The organism is Streptomyces kronopolitis (genome assembly GCF_014646275.1).
GTDB classification, from domain to species: domain Bacteria; phylum Actinomycetota; class Actinomycetes; order Streptomycetales; family Streptomycetaceae; genus Streptomyces; species Streptomyces kronopolitis.
This window is the reverse complement of the sequence record NZ_BMND01000009.1, coordinates 44,423-64,135: the sequence shown is the minus strand read 5'-3', so window position 1 is coordinate 64,135 and position 19,713 is coordinate 44,423. Positions and strand designations below refer to the sequence as shown.

The window sequence follows — 19,713 nt, the reverse complement described above, 5'->3', positions numbered from 1 at the left end:
ACCGTTAGCTGGAGCAGTGTCTCAGGCTGTGACCTTGCACTCGTTGACCACTGGTGGATCTTCCTGTTTTCACGCGAGAAGGGGCAGGTGGGACGGGGTCGGCGGTATCGTGCGCGGGCGGCTTTTCCGGTACCCGACGCGCCTGCTCCGGCGCGGGCGCCCAGTTCACTACGGTGGGCGCCGCACCCCAGGAGGAGCGCGATGTCCCGGGCACCGATCCGCGCCACGGCCGCCGCCGGACTGCTGCTGCTCACCGCGGCGGTCGTACTGGTGCCGCCGGGGCGCGCCCAAGGCCCGCGCGCGGACCGCGCCGGACGCCGGATCGCCGCCTGGTCCGCCGATGTCCGGCATACCGCGGAATTCACCCGTTACGGCAACGACAACACCCGCCTGGACGACTGGACCGGCGGCGACGGCACCCACTCGGTGCGCCTGCCCGACGGCCGCACCCTGTGGCTGTTCTCCGACACCTTCCTCGACCGGGTCCACGCACCGCCCGGCCCGCACGGCGCACCCCACCACTGGCGCACCTCCGGCACCGGTGGCACGCCCTGGCTGCGGCACAACTCCGCCGTGGTGATGTCCCGTTCGGGCCGTGCGGAGCGCACCCTGACCGGTGGCGGGGCGGGTGCTCCCGGGCCGTTCTTCCCCGACCCGCCGGGCGGCGGCCGGCGCTGGCCGGTCGGCGCGCGGGTGGAGCCGCGCGTGCCCGGCGGCGCCGCGCGGGTCGTCCGCGTCCTGCTGTGGCGCCGCGCCCCCGGCAGCGGGCCGTGGATCTTCGGCGAGCCGCGCGGCACCGAGGTCGCCACGCTCTCGCTCCCCGCGCTGCGCCTGGAAGCCATCACCCCGGCCGTGGACCAGGCGGCCGTCCCGGATCCGGGACGGCGGGTCCTCTACGGCACGGCGGTGGTCCCCGCCGGCGGCTGGACGTACGTCTTCGGCGGCGACGATCCGCCGACGTCACCGGCCTCCAGCGCCTACCTCGCACGGGTCCCGGCCGGGCACCTGGCGGACCGCGGCGGCTGGCGGTTCTGGGACGGCGGCCGCTGGCGGCGGCGGGCCGGGCGGGCGGTGCCGGTGCTGCGGGGCGGCGGCCGGCGCGGTGTGGGCAGCGCCTTCACCGTGGTGCGCGACGGATCGGCCTGGGTGCTGTTCACCATGGACACCGGCGGCGACGGCTCGGCCGGGCTGCGGGTGGTCACCAGCTACTGGGCCGGCGCGCCGCAAGGCCCCTGGCACGGTCCGCACGGCCGTCTCGCCCCGCCGCGTCCGCCCGCCGCCGACCCGCGCCACGTCGCCGTCTACAACCCGCAGGCGCACCCCGAGTTCACCGGCGGCCGCGGGCTGCTGCTCAGCTACGACCTCAACTGGCTCGGCCTGCCCGGCGTCCCGCCCGGCCCCCGGATCAACGGCGCGGTCGAGCTGTACCGGCCGCGGTTCCTGCGGGTCCGGCTGGCGCCGCCCGCATCGTGACGGCGGCCGGGCCCGCGCGGCCCCGGTCTCACCCCTCGTGCTCCCGGCGCCAGGTGCGGGCCGCCTCCTCGATGTCGAACGGGACGAGGCGCAGCGGGGGGCCGTCGAGCGGCGCACGCAGGGCCGCGCGGATCCGCTCGTTGATCTCGGTCAGGATGCGGCGCAGCGCGGCCTCGCTCGGTGCCGCGGCCGCGGCCTCCCGGGCGTCCTCGGCCTCCTTGCGCAGGACGAGGCTCGGCGGCAGGAAGGAGAGGTGCTCGCGGTGCATCTTCTCCTTGATCCACCACATCTCGTCGTACGGCCGGTCGAGCTGGGGGAGGGGCTTGCCGGCCCCGGTGAGCCCGTCGAAGGCGCCGCGCTCGGCGGCCTCGCGGATCTGCCGGTCCGCCCAGCTCTCCCAGCTGATGCCGGGGGGTTTGCGCTCGGTCATCGTCAGCGTCTCCCGAGGATTCGGACGCCGGCCGGAGCGCTCCGTCCGGCGTGCGGGGAAGGCGGATGCCTGTCTTCACCGTAGCGCGGTGACCCTGCCCGGCGGGCGGCCCGCGGGGGTTCAGCTCGCCGGCTGCGCGGTGCCGCCCGGCATGGCGGTGCCGCTCGGGGCCGGGTCGGACGGTTGGGAGACGGAGGGGGTCGGCTCGACGACCGGGAAGGCGTTGTTGCCGCCGCACACCATCGGGCCGATGCGCACGGAATCGCCGGCCAGGGTCACCGGCACCCGGTCCGGCGGCTTGTTCCCGGGCACCCGGGCGTTGGCCGCGGTGCACACCAGCTGGTTGAGCGAGGCGGAGTCCAGCAGCTTCACATTCATCGGCAGCTCGATCTCGACGCCGCCGTTGCGGGCCTCGGCCCTCAGCGCGCCGGGGAAAACCGGCAGCACGCTGGACAGACCGCGCATCCGCTCGGCGTGGTTCGGCCCGGCCAGCAGCAGCTGGATGGCCTGGTTCGGGTCGGCCGGCGCCTTCGCCGGGCGGGTCGCGGAGCGCAGCCCGGAGGGACCGTAGAAGAACAGCTGGACGTCGGACTCCGGCTGGCCCGGCGACTTCACACCCGTGGCGGGCTCACCGGCGTCGATGACATCGGTGGGCGCGATCCCGCAGCCGGCCAGGCCGGCGGCCAGCGCACCCGTCAGGACACCGGCGAGGACGAGACCGCTCGCCAGGCGGCGCCGGGGCCGGGGCGCACGCGGGGCGTTCGGGACGGACGGGGTGTTCATACGTGGTGCGCCTTCCCGGCCGCGGGACGAGCGTCGTCCCGGTCGTCGTGCGCGGGCGGCCCGGCGGCCGCGCACGCGTCCTGCGGCGGCGCGGGGTCGTCCTCGTCGGCCTCGCCCGCCTCCTCGTGGCGCAGCGGCAGCTCCACCGTGAACACCGCACCGCCGTCAGGGCAGTTGGCGGCGTGCAGGGTGCCGCCGTGCAGCCGGATGTTCTCCTGCGCGATGGCCAGTCCCAGGCCGCTGCCCTCGGAACGGGCGCGGGCGGAGTCGGCCTTGTAGAAGCGGTCGAAGACATGCGGCAGGACCTCGGGGTCGATGCCCGGGCCGCTGTCGAGGATCTCGATCCGCAGCCGGTCCGCGTCCGGCTCCGGGGCGTGCAGCACCACCCGGACCGGTTCGCCGCCGTGGTGCAGGGCGTTGCCGACGAGATTGGCGACGACCACGTCCAGCCGCCGCGGATCGAGCCGCGCCCGGACGTCCGCCGGCAGCTCCGCGGCCACCCGCTTCTGCCAGGCCCTGGCCTGCAGCGTCTTGCGGATTGTCTCGGCCACGTCGACCTCGTCCAGATGCAGGGCCGCGGCCCCCGCGTCGAAGCGGGAGACCTCCATCAAGTCCTCCACCATCCGCGCCAGTTTCCCGGTCTCCTGGCTGATCAGCCGGACCGCGGAGGCGGTGTCGGGGTCCAGTGACCCGGCGTCCTCGTCGAGCACGTCGGTCACCGCGGACATCGCCGCCAGCGGGGTGCGCAGCTCGTGCGAGACATCGGCCGCGAACCGCCGGGCGTTGGACTCCAGACGGCGCAGCTCGGCCATGCTCTCCTCCAGCCGGGCCGCCATGTCGTTGAAGGTCCGCGACAGCTCGGCGAGTTCATCGGCGCCCTTGACCTCCAGCCGGGTGTCCAGCCGGCCTTCGGCGATCCGCCCGGCGGCCTGCCGCAGCCCGCGCACCGGCCGCAGCACCCCGCGCGCGGCCAGCAGCGCCAGGACCACGGTCAGCACCAGCACCGGTACCACGCCCCGCTGGGCGGCGCTCACCAGCGCCTCGACATTGGACTCCTCGGCGCTCAGCGGCACCTGCGCGTAGACGGACAGCGCGGAGGCCCGGCCGTCGGACTGCCGCACCGGCATCCCGATCAGCAGCCAGGGCTCCCCGCCGCGGTCCACCCGCTGGAAGGCCGGCACATGCCGCTTCTCCACGGAGTCCTTGAGGCCGGCCGGTACCGTGAAGCCGCCCTGGAGGCTGCCGTCGCCGCCGTCCGCGACGCCCCGGTAGCGCGCCGAGATGTCCCAGTCCCGTGACTTGCCGGAGCGCTCCAGCTGGACCCGGAAGAAGTCCAGATCGGCCCGGGACGGCGGGGTCGGCAGCTCGGGAGCGAGCGAATTGACCTGCGCCCGCAGGTCGTTGACGGCGGTGTCCTGGGAGCGCTGGAGGATGGCGTTACGGGCCTCCTGGTAGGTCAGCAGGGCGGTGGTCAGCGCGCTGAGGGCGGCCACCACCAGAAACCCGACGACGAGCCGGGCCCGCAGCCCGCGCAGCATGGTGCCGGACGGTATCCGGCGGCCGGCGCGCTTCACAGGGGACCGAAGCGGTAACCGAAGCCGCGCACGGTCTGGACGTAACGGGGGCTGCGCGGGGTGTCCTCTATCTTCGTCCGCAGCCGCATCACACAGGCGTCCACCAGCCGCGCGTCGCCGTGGTAGCTGTGCTCCCACACCTGCTCCAGCAGCTGCTGGCGGCTGAAGACCTGCCCCGGGGTGGCGGACAGGAACAGCAGCAGCTTCATCTCCGAGGGGGCCAGCGGAAGGTCCTTGCCGGCCTTGCCCACGACCAGACCGGCCCGGTCTATGGCCAGTTCGCCGTAGGCCTCGACGGGGGAGGGGCCCGGGTCGGCGGCGGCCGGCGCCCCGTCGGCGGGCAGCGCGGTACGGCGCAGCACCGCGCGGATGCGGGCTTCGAGGACCTCGCCGCGGGCGGGTTTGACGATGTAGTCGTCGGCGCCCGCCTCCAGTCCGAGCACCACGTCCAGGTCGTCGCCACGTGCGGTGAGCATGATGATCGGCAGCTGCCGCTCGGCGCGGATCAGCCGGCACACCTCGAAGCCGTCCTTGCCGGGGAGCATCAGATCCAGCAGCACGATGTCGGGACGGAAGCCCGGCAGGGCTGTGAGGCCCTCCTCGCCGCTGGCCGCGGCGGCCACTTCGTGGCCGCGCCGGCGCAGTGCGAGGGACACCCCGTCCCGTACGGCGGCGTCGTCCTCGATCAGAAGTACACGTGGCATGGGTCCAGTATCAATAAGTTTCATGATGGATCCGTAACAGGAGCAGCCTCCCCGGCCTTGCGCGCATCTCTCGTGGTGCAGGCGGCGCGAGACCTCCGTGAGAGGTGTCCGCCACCGACCGGTACGGACACGAGCACGGTGACGAGGGACGGGATCAGGATGGCACGGGGCTTCGGAGGTCAGCGCGGCATCATCGGAGTGACCGCGGCGGCGGTGGTATCGGTGGTGGTCGCGGGGGCACTTGCCTTCTCGAACGCCGGGGGAGGCTCCAAGGCGGAGGCGGACGACGCCGGCCAGAAGGCCAAGGGGGCGAGCGCTCCGGTCGACTCCTCCATAGTCCACTCCTCGGACCGCCCCGGCCGCAGCCTGAACCTCACCATCGACGACGGCCCGGACCCGGTGTGGACGCCGAAGGTGCTCGACGTGCTGAAGAAGCACAACGTCAAGGCGGTCTTCTGCATGATCGGCCCGCGGGCCGCGGAATACCCGGACCTGGTCAAGAAGGTGGTGGCCGCCGGCCACAAGCTCTGCGACCACACCATCAGCCACGACACCACCATGGACAAGAAGCCGGAGAGCTACCAGTCCAAGGAGATACTCGACGCCGAGAAGATGATCGAGAAGGCGTCGGGCGGTACGCAGGTCGAGTACTACCGCGCCCCCGGCGGTGCGTTCACCCCCTACAGCCGGAAGCTGGCCGCGGACCGCGGGATGCGCCCGCTGGGCTGGAACGTCGACAGCAAGGACTTTGAGGGCGGCAACGTCGAGAGGATCGAGTCGACGGTGCGCACCGAACTCAACCAACCTCACCACACGACCCTTCTGTTCCACGACGGCGGCGGCAACCGCTCCCGGACCGTCGAGTCCCTGGACCGCCTGCTGCCCTGGATGAAGAGCCAGGGCTACGGGTTCGGCTTCCCGCAGCGCTGAGCGGGCTGAGCGGGCTGAGCGGGCTGAGTGAGCGAAACCCGCGGGCGCCCGGCGCATGGGGGCGCCCGCGGGTCTCGGGCGCGTGGCGGAACGGGACGGCCGGCGCGCGGTCGGAACGGGACCGGCGTGGCGTAATGGGATCGCGGAGAGTTCGGGCCGGGCACCTTCGGGGGTGCCCGGCCCTCGGCGTGCAACGGCCGTGCGGGGGAGGCGGTTCGGGGAACTCCGCAGCAACCACTCGCTAAGGGGCATGCGGTGGGGATCACCCAGCGGGCTCACCTGCCCTACGCCGCGCCGAACAGCTCCGCGAGGTCGCGCTCCATGCCGAGGTGCGCCATCTCGGTGCCGGCCGGCACCGCCCGGTAGGAGCGGGCCAGGAACCGCCGGACATCGGAGGTCTTCAACTGGAGCATGGCGATGCCGTCGTCCGAATGGAACTCCATCACCGTCCGCTCCGGGCCGGACGGCCGCACCCGCACATCGCCCCGCCCGGCGGGCGTCCGCAGCCCCTCGTCGAGCAGCTCCCGGGCGAACGCCCAGTCCACCGCGGTGCCGTCGAGCGAGATCTCCGGCGGGAACGACATCCGCACCGCCAGCGGGTCGGCGGGCTGGTAGTGCAGCACGGCCGGCGCGGGGTGGGAGCGGGGAGCGGTGGCGAGGAGGCGGACCTGAACGGCTTGGTCGATGACGCGGTGCATCGCGCTGCTCCTCACTGCTGTCGAATCCCGGTGACTCATCCAGTAGGACGGTGTGGCCGTCCCCCTAGTGCACACGACAGGGGTGTGAGGTATCTCATGTGGGCCGCCCTTGACCGGCGGTCCGGGTGGGGCGTGGCGGCGAGCGCCACGGTATCCGGCGGGGGAGCGGGCCGCCCGGACGGACGGCCCGCTCCCCGCCGCCCCCTCAGTACGACCGCTGTTCCGGAAGGCGCACAGCCGTCCCCGGGCGCACCAGGAACTCCTCCAGGATCCCCGGGGCCGCCGCCGCGGCGAAGCCGGGCGCCTCGTCGGCCGCGAGGTCCGGGATGCGATAGCCGTTGTCACCGGCCGCGACCGCGGCGGTGAGCGTGACGACGCCGGCCCGGCGGGTGAAGGGCGAGGTCGTGAACGTCCAGGCGGCGATGGCGTCGCGCTGGAGGGCGAGGGTGTCACGGCTGATGGTGCCCGAGCGGGCGACCAGATACGGGCCGTCGACGCCGTGCCCCAGACTCCGGTACGCGTCCCGCGCCAGCCACAGCACCACCGCCGTGGTGACCACCGCGTAGATCCAGGCGCAGTGCAGCAGGACGGGGGTGAACGCCAGGCCGAGACCGGCGAGCACGGCCGCGCCGGGCAGCACCGCGAACAGCAGACCGCGCACCCGCCGCCGGCGCAGGGCGACCCGGGGGTGCGGCGTCAGCGGGGCCGGTGAACCGTCACCGGGGAACGGCGCCCGCAGCACGCCTCCCGCCACCCGCAGCGCCTCCGTGCGGGGCGCGGGCGGCAGCAGACCGCTGCGCTTGCGGTTCTCGTCCTGGTTGCCCAGACCGCCGGCCACCGCACGCACCGTCGCCCCGCCGCCGGCCCGCAGCAGCAGCGGCTCGCGCAGCAACACCCCGCGCAGCCGGGCGCGTTCGATGGTCACGGCGCGCGTGGTGAACAGTCCGCGGCGCACCCGCAGCGTGCGGGCGTCGGTCCACTCCAGGCAGTAGCTCCACCAGTTCTCGACGTACAGCACCACGGCGCCGACCGAGCCGAGAGCGATGACGGCCAGCAGTACCGCCGGGACCGTCAACCAGAGCGCTCCGGCACCGAGTTCGGTGAACGCCTGCCGGACGATGCCGAGCTTCCACGGCACGATGCCGATGCCGTCCAGCACCCGGTAACCCGACCCGGCCACCACGAACACCCCGCCGATGACCCAGAAGGTGAGCGGTGCGTACCGCAGCCAGCGCCAGCTGATCCGCGCCAGCACCGGGTCGTTCGCACTCGCGTCGGCGTCGGCGTACGCGAGCAGTTCCGCACGCAGCCGCTCCGCCTCGGGGGCGGCGAGCGCTTCCAGCGACAGGTCCTTGCTGCCGTAACCGGAGCCCGCGGTGCCGGCCCGCAGCACGGTGACGCCCAGCAGCCGGTGCAGCGGCGAGGCCGTCAGATCGACGGTGCGGATCCGGTGCAGCGGCACACTGCGCAGCCGCCGGGTCCACAGCCCGCTGCGGACATCGAAGGTGCGCGCGCCGCCCCCGCCGTCGCCCGCCCCGCCGTCACGGCCCGGGGGCACGGTGATCCGGAACTCCGTACGGGCCCAGCGGATCAGGCCGATCGTGGTCACCACGGCGAAGGAGATGGCGAGCGCGCCGAGGGTGAACCAGGCCTTGGCGGTGATCCGGCCGCCGGTGGCCAGCGCCGTCAGCGCCATCGAGCCGAGCGGCGCGGCCAGCCAGCCGCAGTGCACCAGCAGCGTGCGCGGATCCAGCCGCCGCCACTCGCCCGTCGCCCCGTCGGGGGTGCCGGTGTCGGAGGCGGCAGGGGCCGCGCCGGACTTCGTACCGGGCGCCCCCGGGTCCAGTGGCGCGCTCATGCGGCATCACCCGGCACGGCCTGCGCGGCCTCGCCGATCCGCCGGGACAGCTCTTCGGCGTCCGCGTGGGACAGTCCCGCGATCTTGATGTCACCCGCGGTCGAGGCGGTGGTGACGGTCACCGTCGCCAGCCCGTACCGCCGCTGCAGCGGACCGCGCACCGTGTCCACCGTCTGCACCCGGCTCAGCGGCGCGATCCGCCGCTTCTGCCAGAACCAGCCGCCCGCCGCGTAGACCGCCTGCTCGCCCAGCTCCCAGGCGTGCACCGCGTACCGCCACCGCGGCATCACCACGAGATAGCTCACCGCCGGCACCACGAGCACGACCAGCAACAACGGTCCCAGCCAGGGCAGCGCGCCGGGGAAGAAGAGGAGGGACAGCACCGTCATGGTGAGCGCGACGAGCAGCATCGGGCCGCTGAGGGCCACCAGTGCCTGAAGCGTCCACCAGCGTCGGGCCCGGGGGTCGACGCGGTGGCGGGGCGGTCGCAGCAGCGCGGCGGCGGGTTCGGGCATGAGGTCACCGGTTTCCAAGTCAAGCGTATTGGGTTCCGATACGTTATAACGGTACAAGCGACTTGTGAAAGTGGGCAGGGTTCCGCGAAGCCAGAACTCCCTGCATGGGGGCCACGTATCGAAGGACCGAGCGTGGGAGGTCATCCGTGCCCAAGAAGGTGGACCACGAAGCCAGGCGTCAGGAGATCTCCGAGGCGCTGTGGCGGCTCGCGAGTGCCCGCGGACTGGAGGGCGCGAGCCTGCGCGATGTCGCCGCGGAGGCCGGCATCTCGCTCGGCCGGCTGCAGCACTACTTCCGCTCCAAGGACGAGATGCTGCTCTTCGCCCTCCGGCACATCAACCGGCTCGCCGGGGACCGGATCCGCGAGCGCATCGAGGCGCTGCCCGGGGAGCCGACCCCCCGCGAGGTGCTGCGCGCCTGCCTGTCGGGCATGCTGCCGCTGGACGAGAGGAGCCGTGTCGGAGTGCTGGTCGGCGCCGCCTACTTCACCCGCGCCGCGTACGACGAGACCCTGCGCGCCGAGGCCAAGAACGGCATCCCCCAGCTCCGCACCCTGTTCGCCGACCAGCTGCGGCGGGCCGCGGAGCGCGGCGAACTCCCCCCGGAACGCGCCACCGAGGACGAGGCGATGCTGCTCATCGGCATGGTCGACGGCCTGTCCACCTATGTCCTGCTCGATGTGTACGACGGCCGGACCGCGCTGCGCATGCTGGACGGGCATCTGGCGCGGCTCTTCGAGGTGAACGGGGCCGCCGCCGGTGCGCCGGTGGCGGGCGGGGGCTGACCTGCCCTGCCGGGTGGGGCGGACGGGGTGGTTGCGGCCTACGCCTCGCGCAACAGCGCGGCGAGGTCGGCCTCGACGTCCAGATGGCCGGCCTCATCGCCCTTGGCGACGAGCCCGTACGACCGGGTCAGGAACGTCCGCAGCTCCTGCGCGTCGAACTGCACCACCGCCATGCCGCCGGCGGCATGGAACTCGATGACCACCGCATCGGCGTCATACGGCCAGATCTGCACATCGCCCGCCCCGGCCGGCGTGCGCAGCCCCTCCTCCAGCAGCTCCCGCCCGAACGTCCAGGCCACCTCCGCGCCGTCCAGCGAAGCGGCGGGCGGAAAGACCAGGCGCACCGCGAACGGGTCGGCGCGGTCGTATCGCAGGTTCGCCGGAATCACCTGCGACCGGGGAGCAGTCGCGATGAGACGGGCCTGAACGGCTTGGTCGATGACGCTGGACATCGCCGGCTCCCTTGCATTCGTTGCGGACACTTGCGGCTTTGGCCACTAGGACGCTCGGGATATCGCGCCAGTGCATTGGATTCCTGCGTGACATGTGTCACGGGCCTTCGAATGTACGTATTTGCCCTCTTTGCTGGGGCCCGGCGGAGGAAATTGAGGCTCGTAGGCTCGGTCTGACGGGGTGTTAGGGGCTGGAGTGTGGCCTGATCGCGACGCCCGGAATGTACGGATGGGGTGTGGTGTGCGATGGGGTGGCTGTGTTGCGTCCGTGCCAACCTGCCTCCCTCACCCGGCTCCGAACTACTCCGGGTCCACCCGTTCTTCCTCCGCCGCACCCCGCTCGCCCCGATCCGCCAGCGTGGTGGTCGCGGTAGTGGTAACGGTGTCGGCACATGGGCTGAACGGTCGTTTCCGGCCGTTCCGGGCGAATGGGAGCTGTGGCGGGCTGGTACGGCCGCCGAGCCGGCTGAGTCAGCGGATTGGTGATGCCTGCGGTGATGCCTACGGCGAGGCCTGCGGCGAGGCCTGCGGCGAGGCCTGCGGCGAGGCCTTGGTGGGTCGTCCGGGCGGGGCCTCTCAGCTGCCCCGCGAGGACATCCGGTCGGCGCGTGCCGATTCCCGGCGCGGCATCGACGGGGGTGTCGCTGCCACCGCCTCCGGGGTGGCTGCCCGCAGTGCCGAGCGGCAGTGCCGAGCGGCGGTGCCGCGCAGGCCCGGGGTCAGTCCATCAGGCCGGCGAGCCGATTCTCCAGCACCACCAGCAACTCGCTCAGCGCCTCGGAGAGTTCCTCCTGCCGGTGGTCGCCGATGCCGCCGAGCAGCGCCGCCTCGTACTCCAGCTGTTCGGGCAGCAGCCGGTCGACGGTTTCGCGGCCCTCGTCGGTGAGCGAGAGATGCGCGACCCGGCGATCCCGGCCGTCGGGGCGGCGGGCGATCAGGCCCCGCTCCTCCAGCTGCCGTACGCGCTTGGTCACCGCGGCGCCGGAGGCGAAGGTCTCGCGGGCCACCCTCCCGGGGGTCAGCTCGCGGTCCATCCGGCGCAAGGTGCCGAGGATGTCGAACTCGGGACGGGTGAGCCCGGCCTTCCGCAGCGGCGCGTCGGCCGCCTGCTGGAGCAGCGCGGAGCAGCGGTTGAGCCGCCCGATCACCGCCATCGGGCCGGTGTCCAGCCCGGGGTGCACCTGCTGCCACTGGCGCTGCACCCTCGCGACGATGTCCTCGGTCACCCGCACTCTCCTCTCGGTCCGGCGGTAAGCCTCCCCAATTGTGCCTGCCGCCCGGCGCCCTCCGCCGGGCGGCACCACCCGCGTCAGGCGGCCGCCACCGGCACCCGGAGCTGCCGGACCAGTCGCACCAGCGTCCGGTGGCCCTGCTGCTGGGCATGGTCGATCCGTTCCTCCGGAAGGGCGCGCTGCCACCACTCGCCGGACGCCACCTCCACGGCCTCGCGGAGCTCGACCAGACAACCGGCCAGCCGGTCCCGGGCCCAACCGGCCTCCCGCACACCGTCCGCCCTCTCCGTACTGCCTGCACCGGGCGCGGACCTCTCCGTACCGCTTGCCGGGGGTGCGGACCCCTCCGTACCGCTCGCACGGGGTGCGGGCCTCGTCGCGAGCAGCCGGGACGCTGCGGCCTCCGCGGCCGCGACCCGCTCCAGGGCCACCTCGATACGGTCCGCGGCCCGTCGGTTGGTGACCACCAGGCAGCAGGCCAGGCCCACCGCCGCGCCCACCACGGTGTCGATCCAGCGGTCGGCGATCAGCGCCCGCGCCGGCAGCTGACTGCCGAACCCGGACAGCAGCAGGGCCAGTGGTGTGACACAGGTCGAGCCGAGCCAGTAGTTGCGGCTGATCCAGGCCTCCGCGCCGACCTGGCAGGCCAGCGCCAGCGCGATCATCGCGAGGGGGCCGAGATGGATCAGCGGCAGCAGCGCGGTGTAGAGCAGCAGGCCGGACACGTTTCCCAGGGTGCGCTGCAGGGCCCGCTGCCAGGTGAGTGTGGTGTTGGCCTGGTAGATCGAGGCGGCGGTGACCACGGCCCAGTACGGATGCCCGACTCCCAGAGCCATCGATGTCCAGCCCGCCAGCACACAACCGGCAGCGACCCGCGCACCGATCGGCAGCAGCGGCGACCCCGGCCCGATCCGGGCGAGCACCGGCCGCACCCCGCGCGGTTGCCCCGGCGCGGGCCGCCGCACTCCGGTCACCTCGCCGCCGACTTCCTCCTTCTCCCCGACCTGCCAGGACGAGGCGACGCCCGCCACCTCCGGCAGGGGCCCTCCACCACGCAACTCACGCGCCCAGTCACTGAGCCGCTCGGCTTCGAACCGCCGGAGGTCCTGTCCGAAGCCCTGGTCATTGCCGTGGTCAATGCTCTGACCGACACCCTGGTCGATGCTCTGGCCGAAGTGCTGGTCAAGGCTTTGGCCGACGGCCCGGCCGAAGCCTTGGCCGGAGGCTCGGTCGAAGTCGTCGTCGAAGCTGTGCCTGTAGTGCCGACCGTCGTACGTCCGGACCGCCCTCCCAGCCTCTCGCCCGGTTTCCCCCTCGACGTCCCGCCCCACGCTCCCCAGCACCGACTCCGCCTCCACCAGCAGCCGTTCGAGCCCCGCCCGGGCCGTGGCCTTCGCCGGGGTGTGCGCCGGCACCCCGTACAGCGTCTGCCACGCGGCATTCACCGCGGCGGCGGTGGCATGCCAGGCGTCCGTCGCCCCGGCCGGCCGCGCGCCGTCGACGCCCGGTTCCGTACGCAACAGCCCCGCGGCCGCCTCCAGCGCACGGGCGACGACGATCCGTTCGGGCCCCTGCGGCCGTAGCAGTGCCGGAGCCATGCAGACCAGCCAGGCGAGGATGCCGGTGCCGAGCGTCAGAGCGAGGTGCAAAGGCACCTGCCCGAGGCGCTGCGGCACAAAGAACGCCGACGCGGTGACGAATGTCAGAATGATGTTCCCCGGCGGCCCGATCCGCGTCGCGTCACAGACCGTCTTGTGGAGCGCGGCGACCACCGCGGCGAACACGACGAGCAGCGCGGTCGACGTGGTCAGCGACGCCGCGGTCAGCGCGACACCGACACTCGCCACCATTCCGAGCACCACCCACGGCAGGGTGCGCGCCCGGGCGGCATACGGCAGCCCGTGCCCATACAGGGCGCACAAGGCCCCGGCTGAGGTGTAAAGCACCAGGTCCAGCTGCCCCAACGCGAACAGCACAAGGTCCGGAACGACCATCGCCACCAACGCACCGACGGCCGCCCTGTACCAAATATCGCTGGGCCGACGCAGCCGCAGCGCACCACGGACAGCCAACGGCCGCACCCGCACCGCGCTCCCCGTCCCGATACGCCAGCTCTGCCAGAACGGCTTGCGATGCTTCCCCATACCGAAAAGGTTAACAGGTGTTTCACTAGTAAAAGATATGCGCTCGGCGCGACGCCGACAGGGAAGGCGAGGCTCATCGGGAGGTGGCCCATCGCGGAGGTGGTGCATGGAGGAGTCGGCCCGGCGAGGAGGCGGCTCGGTAAAGAGGTGGCTCGGCGGAGAGGCGGCCCAGAGAGAGGCGGCACGGCGAGGGGCGGCTCGGCGAGGGGCGGCTCGGCAAAGAGGCGGCTCAATAGGGAGGCGGCCCGGCCAGGAGTCGATTCGACGAGGCGGCGGCTCACTGCGGATGCGAGCCCGGCGAGAGGATGAGGAGAGACAACGGGGGAGCGGCACCCGAGGGCAACGGGAGATGCGGCAGGGAGACGCGATGGGAGGGGCACCCGGGGCGGGAGAGGTAACTTCCCAATCTCGATGTCAAGCCGGGGGCTGAGACTGGCTGGCCTGCATGTTCAGGAGTCGCCTGTGCGTTGTAGCCGCCAGTCGACAGGTATCCGGGAACAACCTGTTCTGACCGGCTGCGATCAGGACGCGGGGTTCTCGCCCGGCGGGATGAAGGCGTCGGCGCCATCGGCATCCTCGACATGCCCCTGAGTATCGACGGTGATGGCCGTCGCCCGTCCCTGCGACGTGATGAGCCAGGCCAGCACCTGTTCCGTCAGCGGCGTCCCCCCTGGGCCCTCGTCCTTCCAGTGCACCTGCCACCCTCCACCAGGCACCGCAGCTATGACCTGCTCGGCTCGCTCCAGGCGCGAGAAGTCCTCGTAGCCCGTCACCGGACGCAGGGCGCCACGCTTGGGATCGACGACCAGGGCCGCCCCGGTCGCCTCGTCCCAGCACTCCACACGCACCATGCGGCCGATCTCGGTGTCGGTGCCGCTGAAGATCGCGGTCCAGCCGGTCTGACTGAAATAGCGAAGAGACACCGCCCCATCATCCCGAACAACGATGCTCACCCTTCTCAGGGCTTCTTGCTCTGTGCATCGACGAGTACGTCGCCGAGATGACGGGGAGGGGCAACTCAACAACGTGAGCTGCCGAAGTGACCGACGGCGGAACGCCACTGCGACGCCGGGGGAAGCGACAATGGCCGGGTGTCAGCCGCCAAGAAGAAGACGACGACCGCGAACGCGTCCCCTGAGCGTCGCCGCGAACTGCTCAACACCGCGGCGGAGGTCTTCGCCGCGCACGGCTACAACGCCACCACCGTCCGCCGTATCGCGGACGAGGCCGGGATGCTCGCCGGCAGCCTCTACTACCACTTCGATTCGAAGGAATCGATGCTGGACGAGATCCTGTCCAGCTTCCTCACCGAACTGTGGGACGGCTATGACGCCGTACTCGCCTCCGGACTCGGCCCCCGGGAGACGATCGAAGCGCTGGTCACCGAGTCCTTCCGGGAAATCGACCGTCATCGCGCGGCCGTCGCCATTTACCAGAAGGAATCCAGGCACCTCACCGCCCTGCCCCGGTTCGGGTATCTCACCGACTCCCAGCGGAAGTTCGAAAAGGCGTGGCTCGGCACACTGGAGCGTGGCGTGGCCGATGGAGTCTTCCGCGCCGACCTCGATATCCGGCTCACCTACCGCTTCGTCCGCGACACCGTCTGGGTCGCGGCGAGCTGGTACCGGCCGGGCGGACAACACAGCCCCGAGGAGATCGCCCGCCAGTACCTCTCCATGGTGCTGGACGGCGTCGCCGCCCGCAGGTGACGGCCCCGGCAGACCGCGTCGCTCGGCGCGCCCGCCGGGGTTCGTCCGTTCGTTATCGCGATCCGGTCAGCAGGGCGTGTTCTTCACGAACAGGGCTCGCGAGCCGTCGGTCGTCCCGTAGCGGATGTCCTTCGTCGCGCCCTTGGGGAGGCTGCCGTGAGGGTTACGCTGATGCGGGACGACGATGGTGAAGCACGAAGTCCGCTTGGTGCACAGATTCGTCAGGCGGACATAGCGCTGATGGCCCTTGTTGAAGTACTTCCGGACTTTGACGCACTGCGGCGACCGATCGGCGGCTGCCGCACTCGAGGCCGAGGTGAGCGTGAGGGAGGCGCTGCACGCCACTATCGCCACCACTATGGCCAAGAACTTCCTCATGTGATCCCCCGCTGGACTGCTCAGATCCCCCGCGAAGCATCTCGTCGCTTCGCACGTTCATTCCCCATTGTCCACGTCCACTCTGGGAATATCAGCCCCGGGGGCCACACAGGGACACAAGCGCGACACAAGCGCGACCCTTTCGGGACGGCCCCCGCCGCGACGGTATGGCTCCTCGCTCCATCGGCCGAGGAGATCCCCCGGCGCCGCATCTGCTGACCCACTACCCCTTACGTCGCAGGTCAGGCCCCTCCCATGGTTGCGCGCTGGACACCGTCATCCGATGCGGAATTCCCATTGCCGCTCGCCGTCGCGGCGATAGTTCAAGGCGAGACGGGCCAAGTTGGTCACATTTTCCGGTATGCCCTCTCTGTCCTGCCCGATTCGGCGCGATCCGGCCACGCTGTGCCCTCCCGTGCCCTCCCGTGCTGCCCTCCGACGCACCTTGTGCGGGGCAAGCGCCGCCAAGGGCGGACCCGAACCTCTCGGCCGGAAGCGAGCCATCGCCGCCGAATGGCCGGATCCGCGTGCCCATGATCGGCATCAGTCGACGATCCTGCCCAACCCCGGCGAGCCACCGGACCGAAGCGGAGATCTTCGGCCAATACCAGGGAGCTTCGGAAGCCGGCGACAGCGGCTAACGACAGCAAAGCCAACGACAGCAGCCGACGTCCGAAGCCGACGTCCTAGGCCGGGGGCGAAGCCGACGACCGCAGCCGAGGATCGAAGCCGGGCGCTGAGGTCGATGCCTCAAACCGATGGCCGAGGCCCGTGGCCGCACCAGCGACCGGAGTCGATGGTCAGCACCAGCGACCGGAGTCGATGGTCAGAACCAGCGACCGGAGCCGATGGCCGGCACCGGCGACCGGAGCCGGGATCGAAGTCGGCACGATCGAAGGCGGTCGCGGCAGTCACGGGCCGAGCCCGCTTGCGCCGCTATCCCTCAGCGGCCCCGGCCGGGAGATCACTCGCCCCCGGACGGGCGTGCCGTCACCACCCGCAGGCCCCGGTCCGCGAACTCGCGGCGGGTCGCCTCCTTCGCGCCGCTGTCCGTGATGAACGTGTCAAAGACATCCGCGTCGCCGACCCGGGCGAAGCAGCGCTCGCCGATCTTCGACGAGTCCGCGACGACCACGGCACGCCGGGCGCGCTCGGCCATCAGGCGGTTGACCCGGGCCTCGGCCTCGTCGTGCACCGTGGCGCCCATCATCGGCTCCATGCCGTTGGCGCCGATGAACGCGATGTCGATCGAGACCTGCTGAAGCACCAACTCGCTGAAGGGGCCGACCAGTTCGAACGACCGCGAGTGTGCCACCCCACCCGTGAGCACAATCTTGATCTGTGGCCGCACGGCCAGCTCATTCGCGATGTTGAGGGAGTTGGTGACAATCGTCAGATGCGGTTGCGGACCCGCCTCCGCGAAGTCCGGGCGGGTGGCGAGTACCCGGGCGATGGCCGTGGTCGTGGTGCCGCCGCTCAGCCCGACCACGTCCCCCCGTTCGACCAGCTTCGCCGCCGCCTGGGCCACCGCCTCCTTCTCCGCGGAGCGGTGCGCGTGCTTGTAGCGGATCGGCAGGTCGTACGCCACCGAGCTGAGCACCGCCCCGCCTCGGGTACGGGTCAGCAGCTGCTGCTCCGCGAGGGCGTCCATGTCGCGCCGCATGGTGGCGGCCGAGACCTCCAGGGCGGTCGCGGCCTCCTCGACATCCACCCGGCCCCGGTCCCCGAGCAGCTCGAGCAGTGCGTTCATCCGTTCATGGCGCTTCATGCCGCGAGCCTAATTCGTCTCCGCATGTCACGGAGGTGCATGGCGGGCACCCCCGCGACGGGCGGCAGACGGGCCGCCCTCCGGTCAAGCGGCTCTGCCGGGGGCGAGGCGCCGTGGGGGAGTCGGTGCCGCTTTCCCGTCCTGCGCCGGCTCATCCCGGGGCCGGGGCCTGGCTGACGTGCCGGTCCGGGACCGTCGCCGGTGTGCCCAGCACGTCCAGCAGGCGTGCCACCTCCTCGGTCACCGCTGCCCTGGCCGGCTTGAGGTACTTCCGGGAGTCGACGAGCGTCGGGTCGGCATCGAGGGTCTGCCGTATCGACCGGGTGAAGACGGACACCAGATGGGTGGAGATATTGATCTTCGTCATTCCGGCGGCGATGGCGCGGCGCAGTTCGTCGTCCGGCACTCCGGAGGAGCCGTGCAGAACCAGCGGCACGGGCAGGGTGGAATGCAGCGCGGCGATGAGTTCCTTGTCGAGTACGGCCGTGCGTTCGCGCATCGCATGGGAGGAGCCGACGGCCACGGCGAGGGCATCGACGCCCGTTGCGCGGACGAAGGTCAGGGCGTCGTCCGGGTCGGTACGCACCCCTGGCGCATGGACCCCGTCCTTGCCGCCGATCTCGCCGAGTTCGGCCTCGACGTAGGCGCCGCGCTCGTGGCACCAGGCGGTGAGTTCCGCGGTGGTGGCGACGTTCTCCTCGTAGGGAAGGGCGGAGGCGTCCACCATGACGGAGCCCACCCCGGCGCTGATGCCCTTCTGGACCAGGTCCCTGTCGGTGATGTGGTCGAGGTGGACCGCGATGGGGGCGGAGGACTCCTCGGCGAGGGCGAGGGTGGCGCGGGTGAGGGGCAGCAGGCTGCCGTGATAGCGGATGCAGTTCTCGCTGATCTGCAGGATCAACGGGATGCCGGTGCGCTCGGCGGCGGTGACGAGTGCCTCGGCCGTCTCCAAATGGATGACGTTGAAAGCCGCGGCACCGACCCGCGCCGCTGATGCGGCATCGACGATCGATGAGGTCGGAACGAGGGGCATGGGACGCTGACTCCCTTGCGAGTGTGGCTGGTTGGCGTGTGGAGGGTGGCTGCGGTGCGCGGGAGAGGCAGGCGGCCGGCTAGGAGACGGCCGGTGCCTCGAGCATCACCGAGCGGGTCAGGCTGCGCGGGTTGTCCGGGTCCAGACCGCGGGCGCGGGCCCGCTCCAGCGCCACCCGCTGGACCAGCACCAGGTCCGCCAGCGGATCGCGGTCATGGCGCACGAAGCGGGCGCCGGTCCGCACCACATCGGCCTCCAGCCCGTCCGGCTCCTGGCCGAACAGCCAGGTCACCCGGCCCGGTGCGGCTATCGCGATCGGCCCGTGGCGGTACTCCATCGCGGGGTAGGACTCCGTCCAACTCTGCGACGCCTCCCGCATCTTGAGGGCCGCTTCATTGGCCAGACCGTAGGTCCAGCCCGTGCCGAGGAAGGAGAACTGCTCGGCGTCCACCCATTCCTTCTCCACCGGTGCGGCCAGCGCCTCTTCCGCGTCGGCCACCGCCCGGGAGATGTCCTCACCCAGGTGCGCCCGCAGCAGTGTCAGCGCCGTCGTCGCGAAACGGGTCTGCACCACCGACTTCTCATCGGCGAACGGCAGCGCGAACGTCCTCTCGGAGAGGGCCACCGCGGGTGTCCCGGGATCGCCGATGATCGTCACCGTCGGGATGCGGCCCTTAACAGCGTCGAGCACGCGCAATACCTCGGTCGTGGTCCCGGAGCGTGTGATGGCCACGACCACGTCATAGCCGCGGTCGCTGCCGAGGAAGGCCTCCGACGCGGCGAACGGATCCGTCACCCCCTGCCCCGCCGCCTCCCGCAGCGCCGCGTACGACTGCGCCATGAACCATGACGTGCCGCAGCCGATGACGGCCACCCGCTGTCCGGCCTCCGGCAGCGGGCCGGCCGCCGCACCGAGCCGCGCCGCCTCCCGCCAGGTCTCCGGCTGACTGTGCAGTTCCTGCTCCATGTACGAGATCTCGCTCATGGCCACCCTCCCGTGATCTTCACCGTGCCGTGCGGTGCTCTGCCGTGCTGTGACGCGCCGCTTCTGCGCAAAGCTGCATTTTCTTACTTCGTTGCAATCGACTGTACGCAGAATCCGCGCAGCGTTCCATCCCTCGAACGAGTGGACGCATCGGAGGTGGGGTGAGTGCGGCGACTCCGCGCAGACCGTGTTCCTTGCGCCCGGAGGTGCGCGGCTGACGCTGAACGGGCTGCCAGGTCAGGTCGGCCGAGGGGTCGGCGGG

General features: G+C 71.9%; 19 protein-coding genes. 4 read left to right on the top strand and 15 right to left on the bottom strand.

Going from position 1 to position 19,713, the window contains the following annotated elements; genetic code table 11:
• Positions 1-201: 201 nt before the first annotated feature.
• The gene (locus tag IEY78_RS12955) at positions 202-1,473 is read left to right on the top strand and encodes a DUF5005 domain-containing protein (protein ID WP_189097836.1); all 1,272 of its coding nucleotides are present in this window, start codon (positions 202-204) and stop codon (positions 1,471-1,473) included.
• Positions 1,474-1,501: 28 nt separating this feature from the next.
• Here IEY78_RS12955 and IEY78_RS12950 read toward each other — a convergent pair whose 3' ends face one another.
• From IEY78_RS12950 to IEY78_RS12935, 4 genes are all read right to left on the bottom strand, one after another.
• Entirely contained in the window at positions 1,502-1,903 is a 402-nt protein-coding gene (locus IEY78_RS12950) for a DnaJ family domain-containing protein (protein ID WP_189097835.1), read from the bottom strand.
• 120 nt (positions 1,904-2,023) lie between these two features.
• Positions 2,024-2,686 carry a GerMN domain-containing protein gene (locus tag IEY78_RS12945; RefSeq protein WP_189097834.1) on the bottom strand — a complete coding sequence of 221 codons (663 nt, stop codon included), beginning with the start codon at positions 2,684-2,686 and terminating at the stop codon, positions 2,024-2,026.
• On the bottom strand, positions 2,683-4,224 hold the full coding sequence (locus IEY78_RS12940) for an ATP-binding protein (protein ID WP_189097833.1): 1,542 nt from the start codon (positions 4,222-4,224) through the stop codon (positions 2,683-2,685). Before IEY78_RS12940 ends, IEY78_RS12945 begins: the two co-directional genes overlap by 4 nt.
• 32 nt (positions 4,225-4,256) lie before the next feature.
• On the bottom strand, positions 4,257-4,964 hold the full coding sequence (locus IEY78_RS12935; protein ID WP_189097832.1) for a response regulator: 708 nt from the start codon (positions 4,962-4,964) through the stop codon (positions 4,257-4,259).
• Between the two features lie 159 nt (positions 4,965-5,123).
• Between IEY78_RS12935 and IEY78_RS12930 the strand changes: the two genes are divergently transcribed.
• Positions 5,124-5,894: a polysaccharide deacetylase family protein gene (locus IEY78_RS12930; protein ID WP_189097831.1), complete on the top strand. Its 771-nt coding sequence runs from the start codon at positions 5,124-5,126 to the stop codon at positions 5,892-5,894.
• Between the two features lie 284 nt (positions 5,895-6,178).
• On the opposite strand, the gene ssgD (IEY78_RS12925) is transcribed toward IEY78_RS12930, so the two are convergent.
• From ssgD (IEY78_RS12925) to IEY78_RS12915, 3 genes are all read right to left on the bottom strand, one after another.
• On the bottom strand, positions 6,179-6,592 hold the full coding sequence (gene ssgD / locus IEY78_RS12925) for a spore wall synthesis regulator SsgD (protein ID WP_189097830.1): 414 nt from the start codon (positions 6,590-6,592) through the stop codon (positions 6,179-6,181).
• A 205-nt stretch (positions 6,593-6,797) separates the two neighbouring features.
• Entirely contained in the window at positions 6,798-8,450 is a 1,653-nt protein-coding gene (locus IEY78_RS12920; RefSeq protein ID WP_189097829.1) for a PH domain-containing protein, read from the bottom strand.
• On the bottom strand, positions 8,447-8,965 hold the full coding sequence (locus IEY78_RS12915; protein ID WP_189097828.1) for a PH domain-containing protein: 519 nt from the start codon (positions 8,963-8,965) through the stop codon (positions 8,447-8,449). Before IEY78_RS12915 ends, IEY78_RS12920 begins: the two co-directional genes overlap by 4 nt.
• A gap of 146 nt (positions 8,966-9,111) precedes the next feature.
• Between IEY78_RS12915 and IEY78_RS12910 the strand changes: the two genes are divergently transcribed.
• Positions 9,112-9,750, top strand: coding sequence for a TetR/AcrR family transcriptional regulator (locus IEY78_RS12910; RefSeq protein WP_189097827.1), 639 nt, complete (start codon positions 9,112-9,114; stop codon positions 9,748-9,750).
• A 38-nt stretch (positions 9,751-9,788) separates the two neighbouring features.
• Here IEY78_RS12910 and ssgD (IEY78_RS12905) read toward each other — a convergent pair whose 3' ends face one another.
• The 4 genes from ssgD (IEY78_RS12905) to IEY78_RS12890 form a co-directional block, all read right to left on the bottom strand.
• The gene (ssgD, locus tag IEY78_RS12905; RefSeq protein WP_189097826.1) at positions 9,789-10,202 is read right to left on the bottom strand and encodes a spore wall synthesis regulator SsgD; all 414 of its coding nucleotides are present in this window, start codon (positions 10,200-10,202) and stop codon (positions 9,789-9,791) included.
• Positions 10,203-10,921: 719 nt separating this feature from the next.
• Complete coding sequence (locus tag IEY78_RS12900) at positions 10,922-11,428, bottom strand: MarR family winged helix-turn-helix transcriptional regulator (protein ID WP_189097825.1); 507 nt, start codon at positions 11,426-11,428, stop codon at positions 10,922-10,924.
• A gap of 83 nt (positions 11,429-11,511) precedes the next feature.
• The gene (locus IEY78_RS12895) at positions 11,512-13,578 is read right to left on the bottom strand and encodes an FUSC family protein (protein ID WP_189097824.1); all 2,067 of its coding nucleotides are present in this window, start codon (positions 13,576-13,578) and stop codon (positions 11,512-11,514) included.
• A 521-nt stretch (positions 13,579-14,099) separates the two neighbouring features.
• Positions 14,100-14,531, bottom strand: coding sequence for a hypothetical protein (locus IEY78_RS12890; RefSeq protein WP_189097823.1), 432 nt, complete (start codon positions 14,529-14,531; stop codon positions 14,100-14,102).
• 138 nt (positions 14,532-14,669) lie between these two features.
• Here IEY78_RS12890 and IEY78_RS12885 point away from each other — a divergent pair, with 138 nt between their 5' ends.
• Positions 14,670-15,287: a TetR/AcrR family transcriptional regulator gene (locus IEY78_RS12885; protein ID WP_189097822.1), complete on the top strand. Its 618-nt coding sequence runs from the start codon at positions 14,670-14,672 to the stop codon at positions 15,285-15,287.
• Between the two features lie 66 nt (positions 15,288-15,353).
• Here the strand turns inward: IEY78_RS12885 and IEY78_RS12880 are convergent, their stop codons facing one another.
• The 4 genes from IEY78_RS12880 to IEY78_RS12865 all read right to left on the bottom strand — a co-directional run bounded on the left by IEY78_RS12880 (position 15,354) and on the right by IEY78_RS12865 (position 19,451).
• Complete coding sequence (locus IEY78_RS12880) at positions 15,354-15,665, bottom strand: hypothetical protein (RefSeq protein WP_189097821.1); 312 nt, start codon at positions 15,663-15,665, stop codon at positions 15,354-15,356.
• A gap of 964 nt (positions 15,666-16,629) precedes the next feature.
• Positions 16,630-17,433 carry a DeoR/GlpR family DNA-binding transcription regulator gene (locus IEY78_RS12875; protein WP_189097820.1) on the bottom strand — a complete coding sequence of 268 codons (804 nt, stop codon included), beginning with the start codon at positions 17,431-17,433 and terminating at the stop codon, positions 16,630-16,632.
• A gap of 151 nt (positions 17,434-17,584) precedes the next feature.
• On the bottom strand, positions 17,585-18,466 hold the full coding sequence (locus tag IEY78_RS12870; RefSeq protein WP_189097819.1) for a class II fructose-bisphosphate aldolase: 882 nt from the start codon (positions 18,464-18,466) through the stop codon (positions 17,585-17,587).
• 79 nt (positions 18,467-18,545) lie between these two features.
• Positions 18,546-19,451, bottom strand: coding sequence for an SIS domain-containing protein (locus tag IEY78_RS12865; protein ID WP_189097818.1), 906 nt, complete (start codon positions 19,449-19,451; stop codon positions 18,546-18,548).
• Between the last annotated feature and the right edge of the window lie 262 nt (positions 19,452-19,713).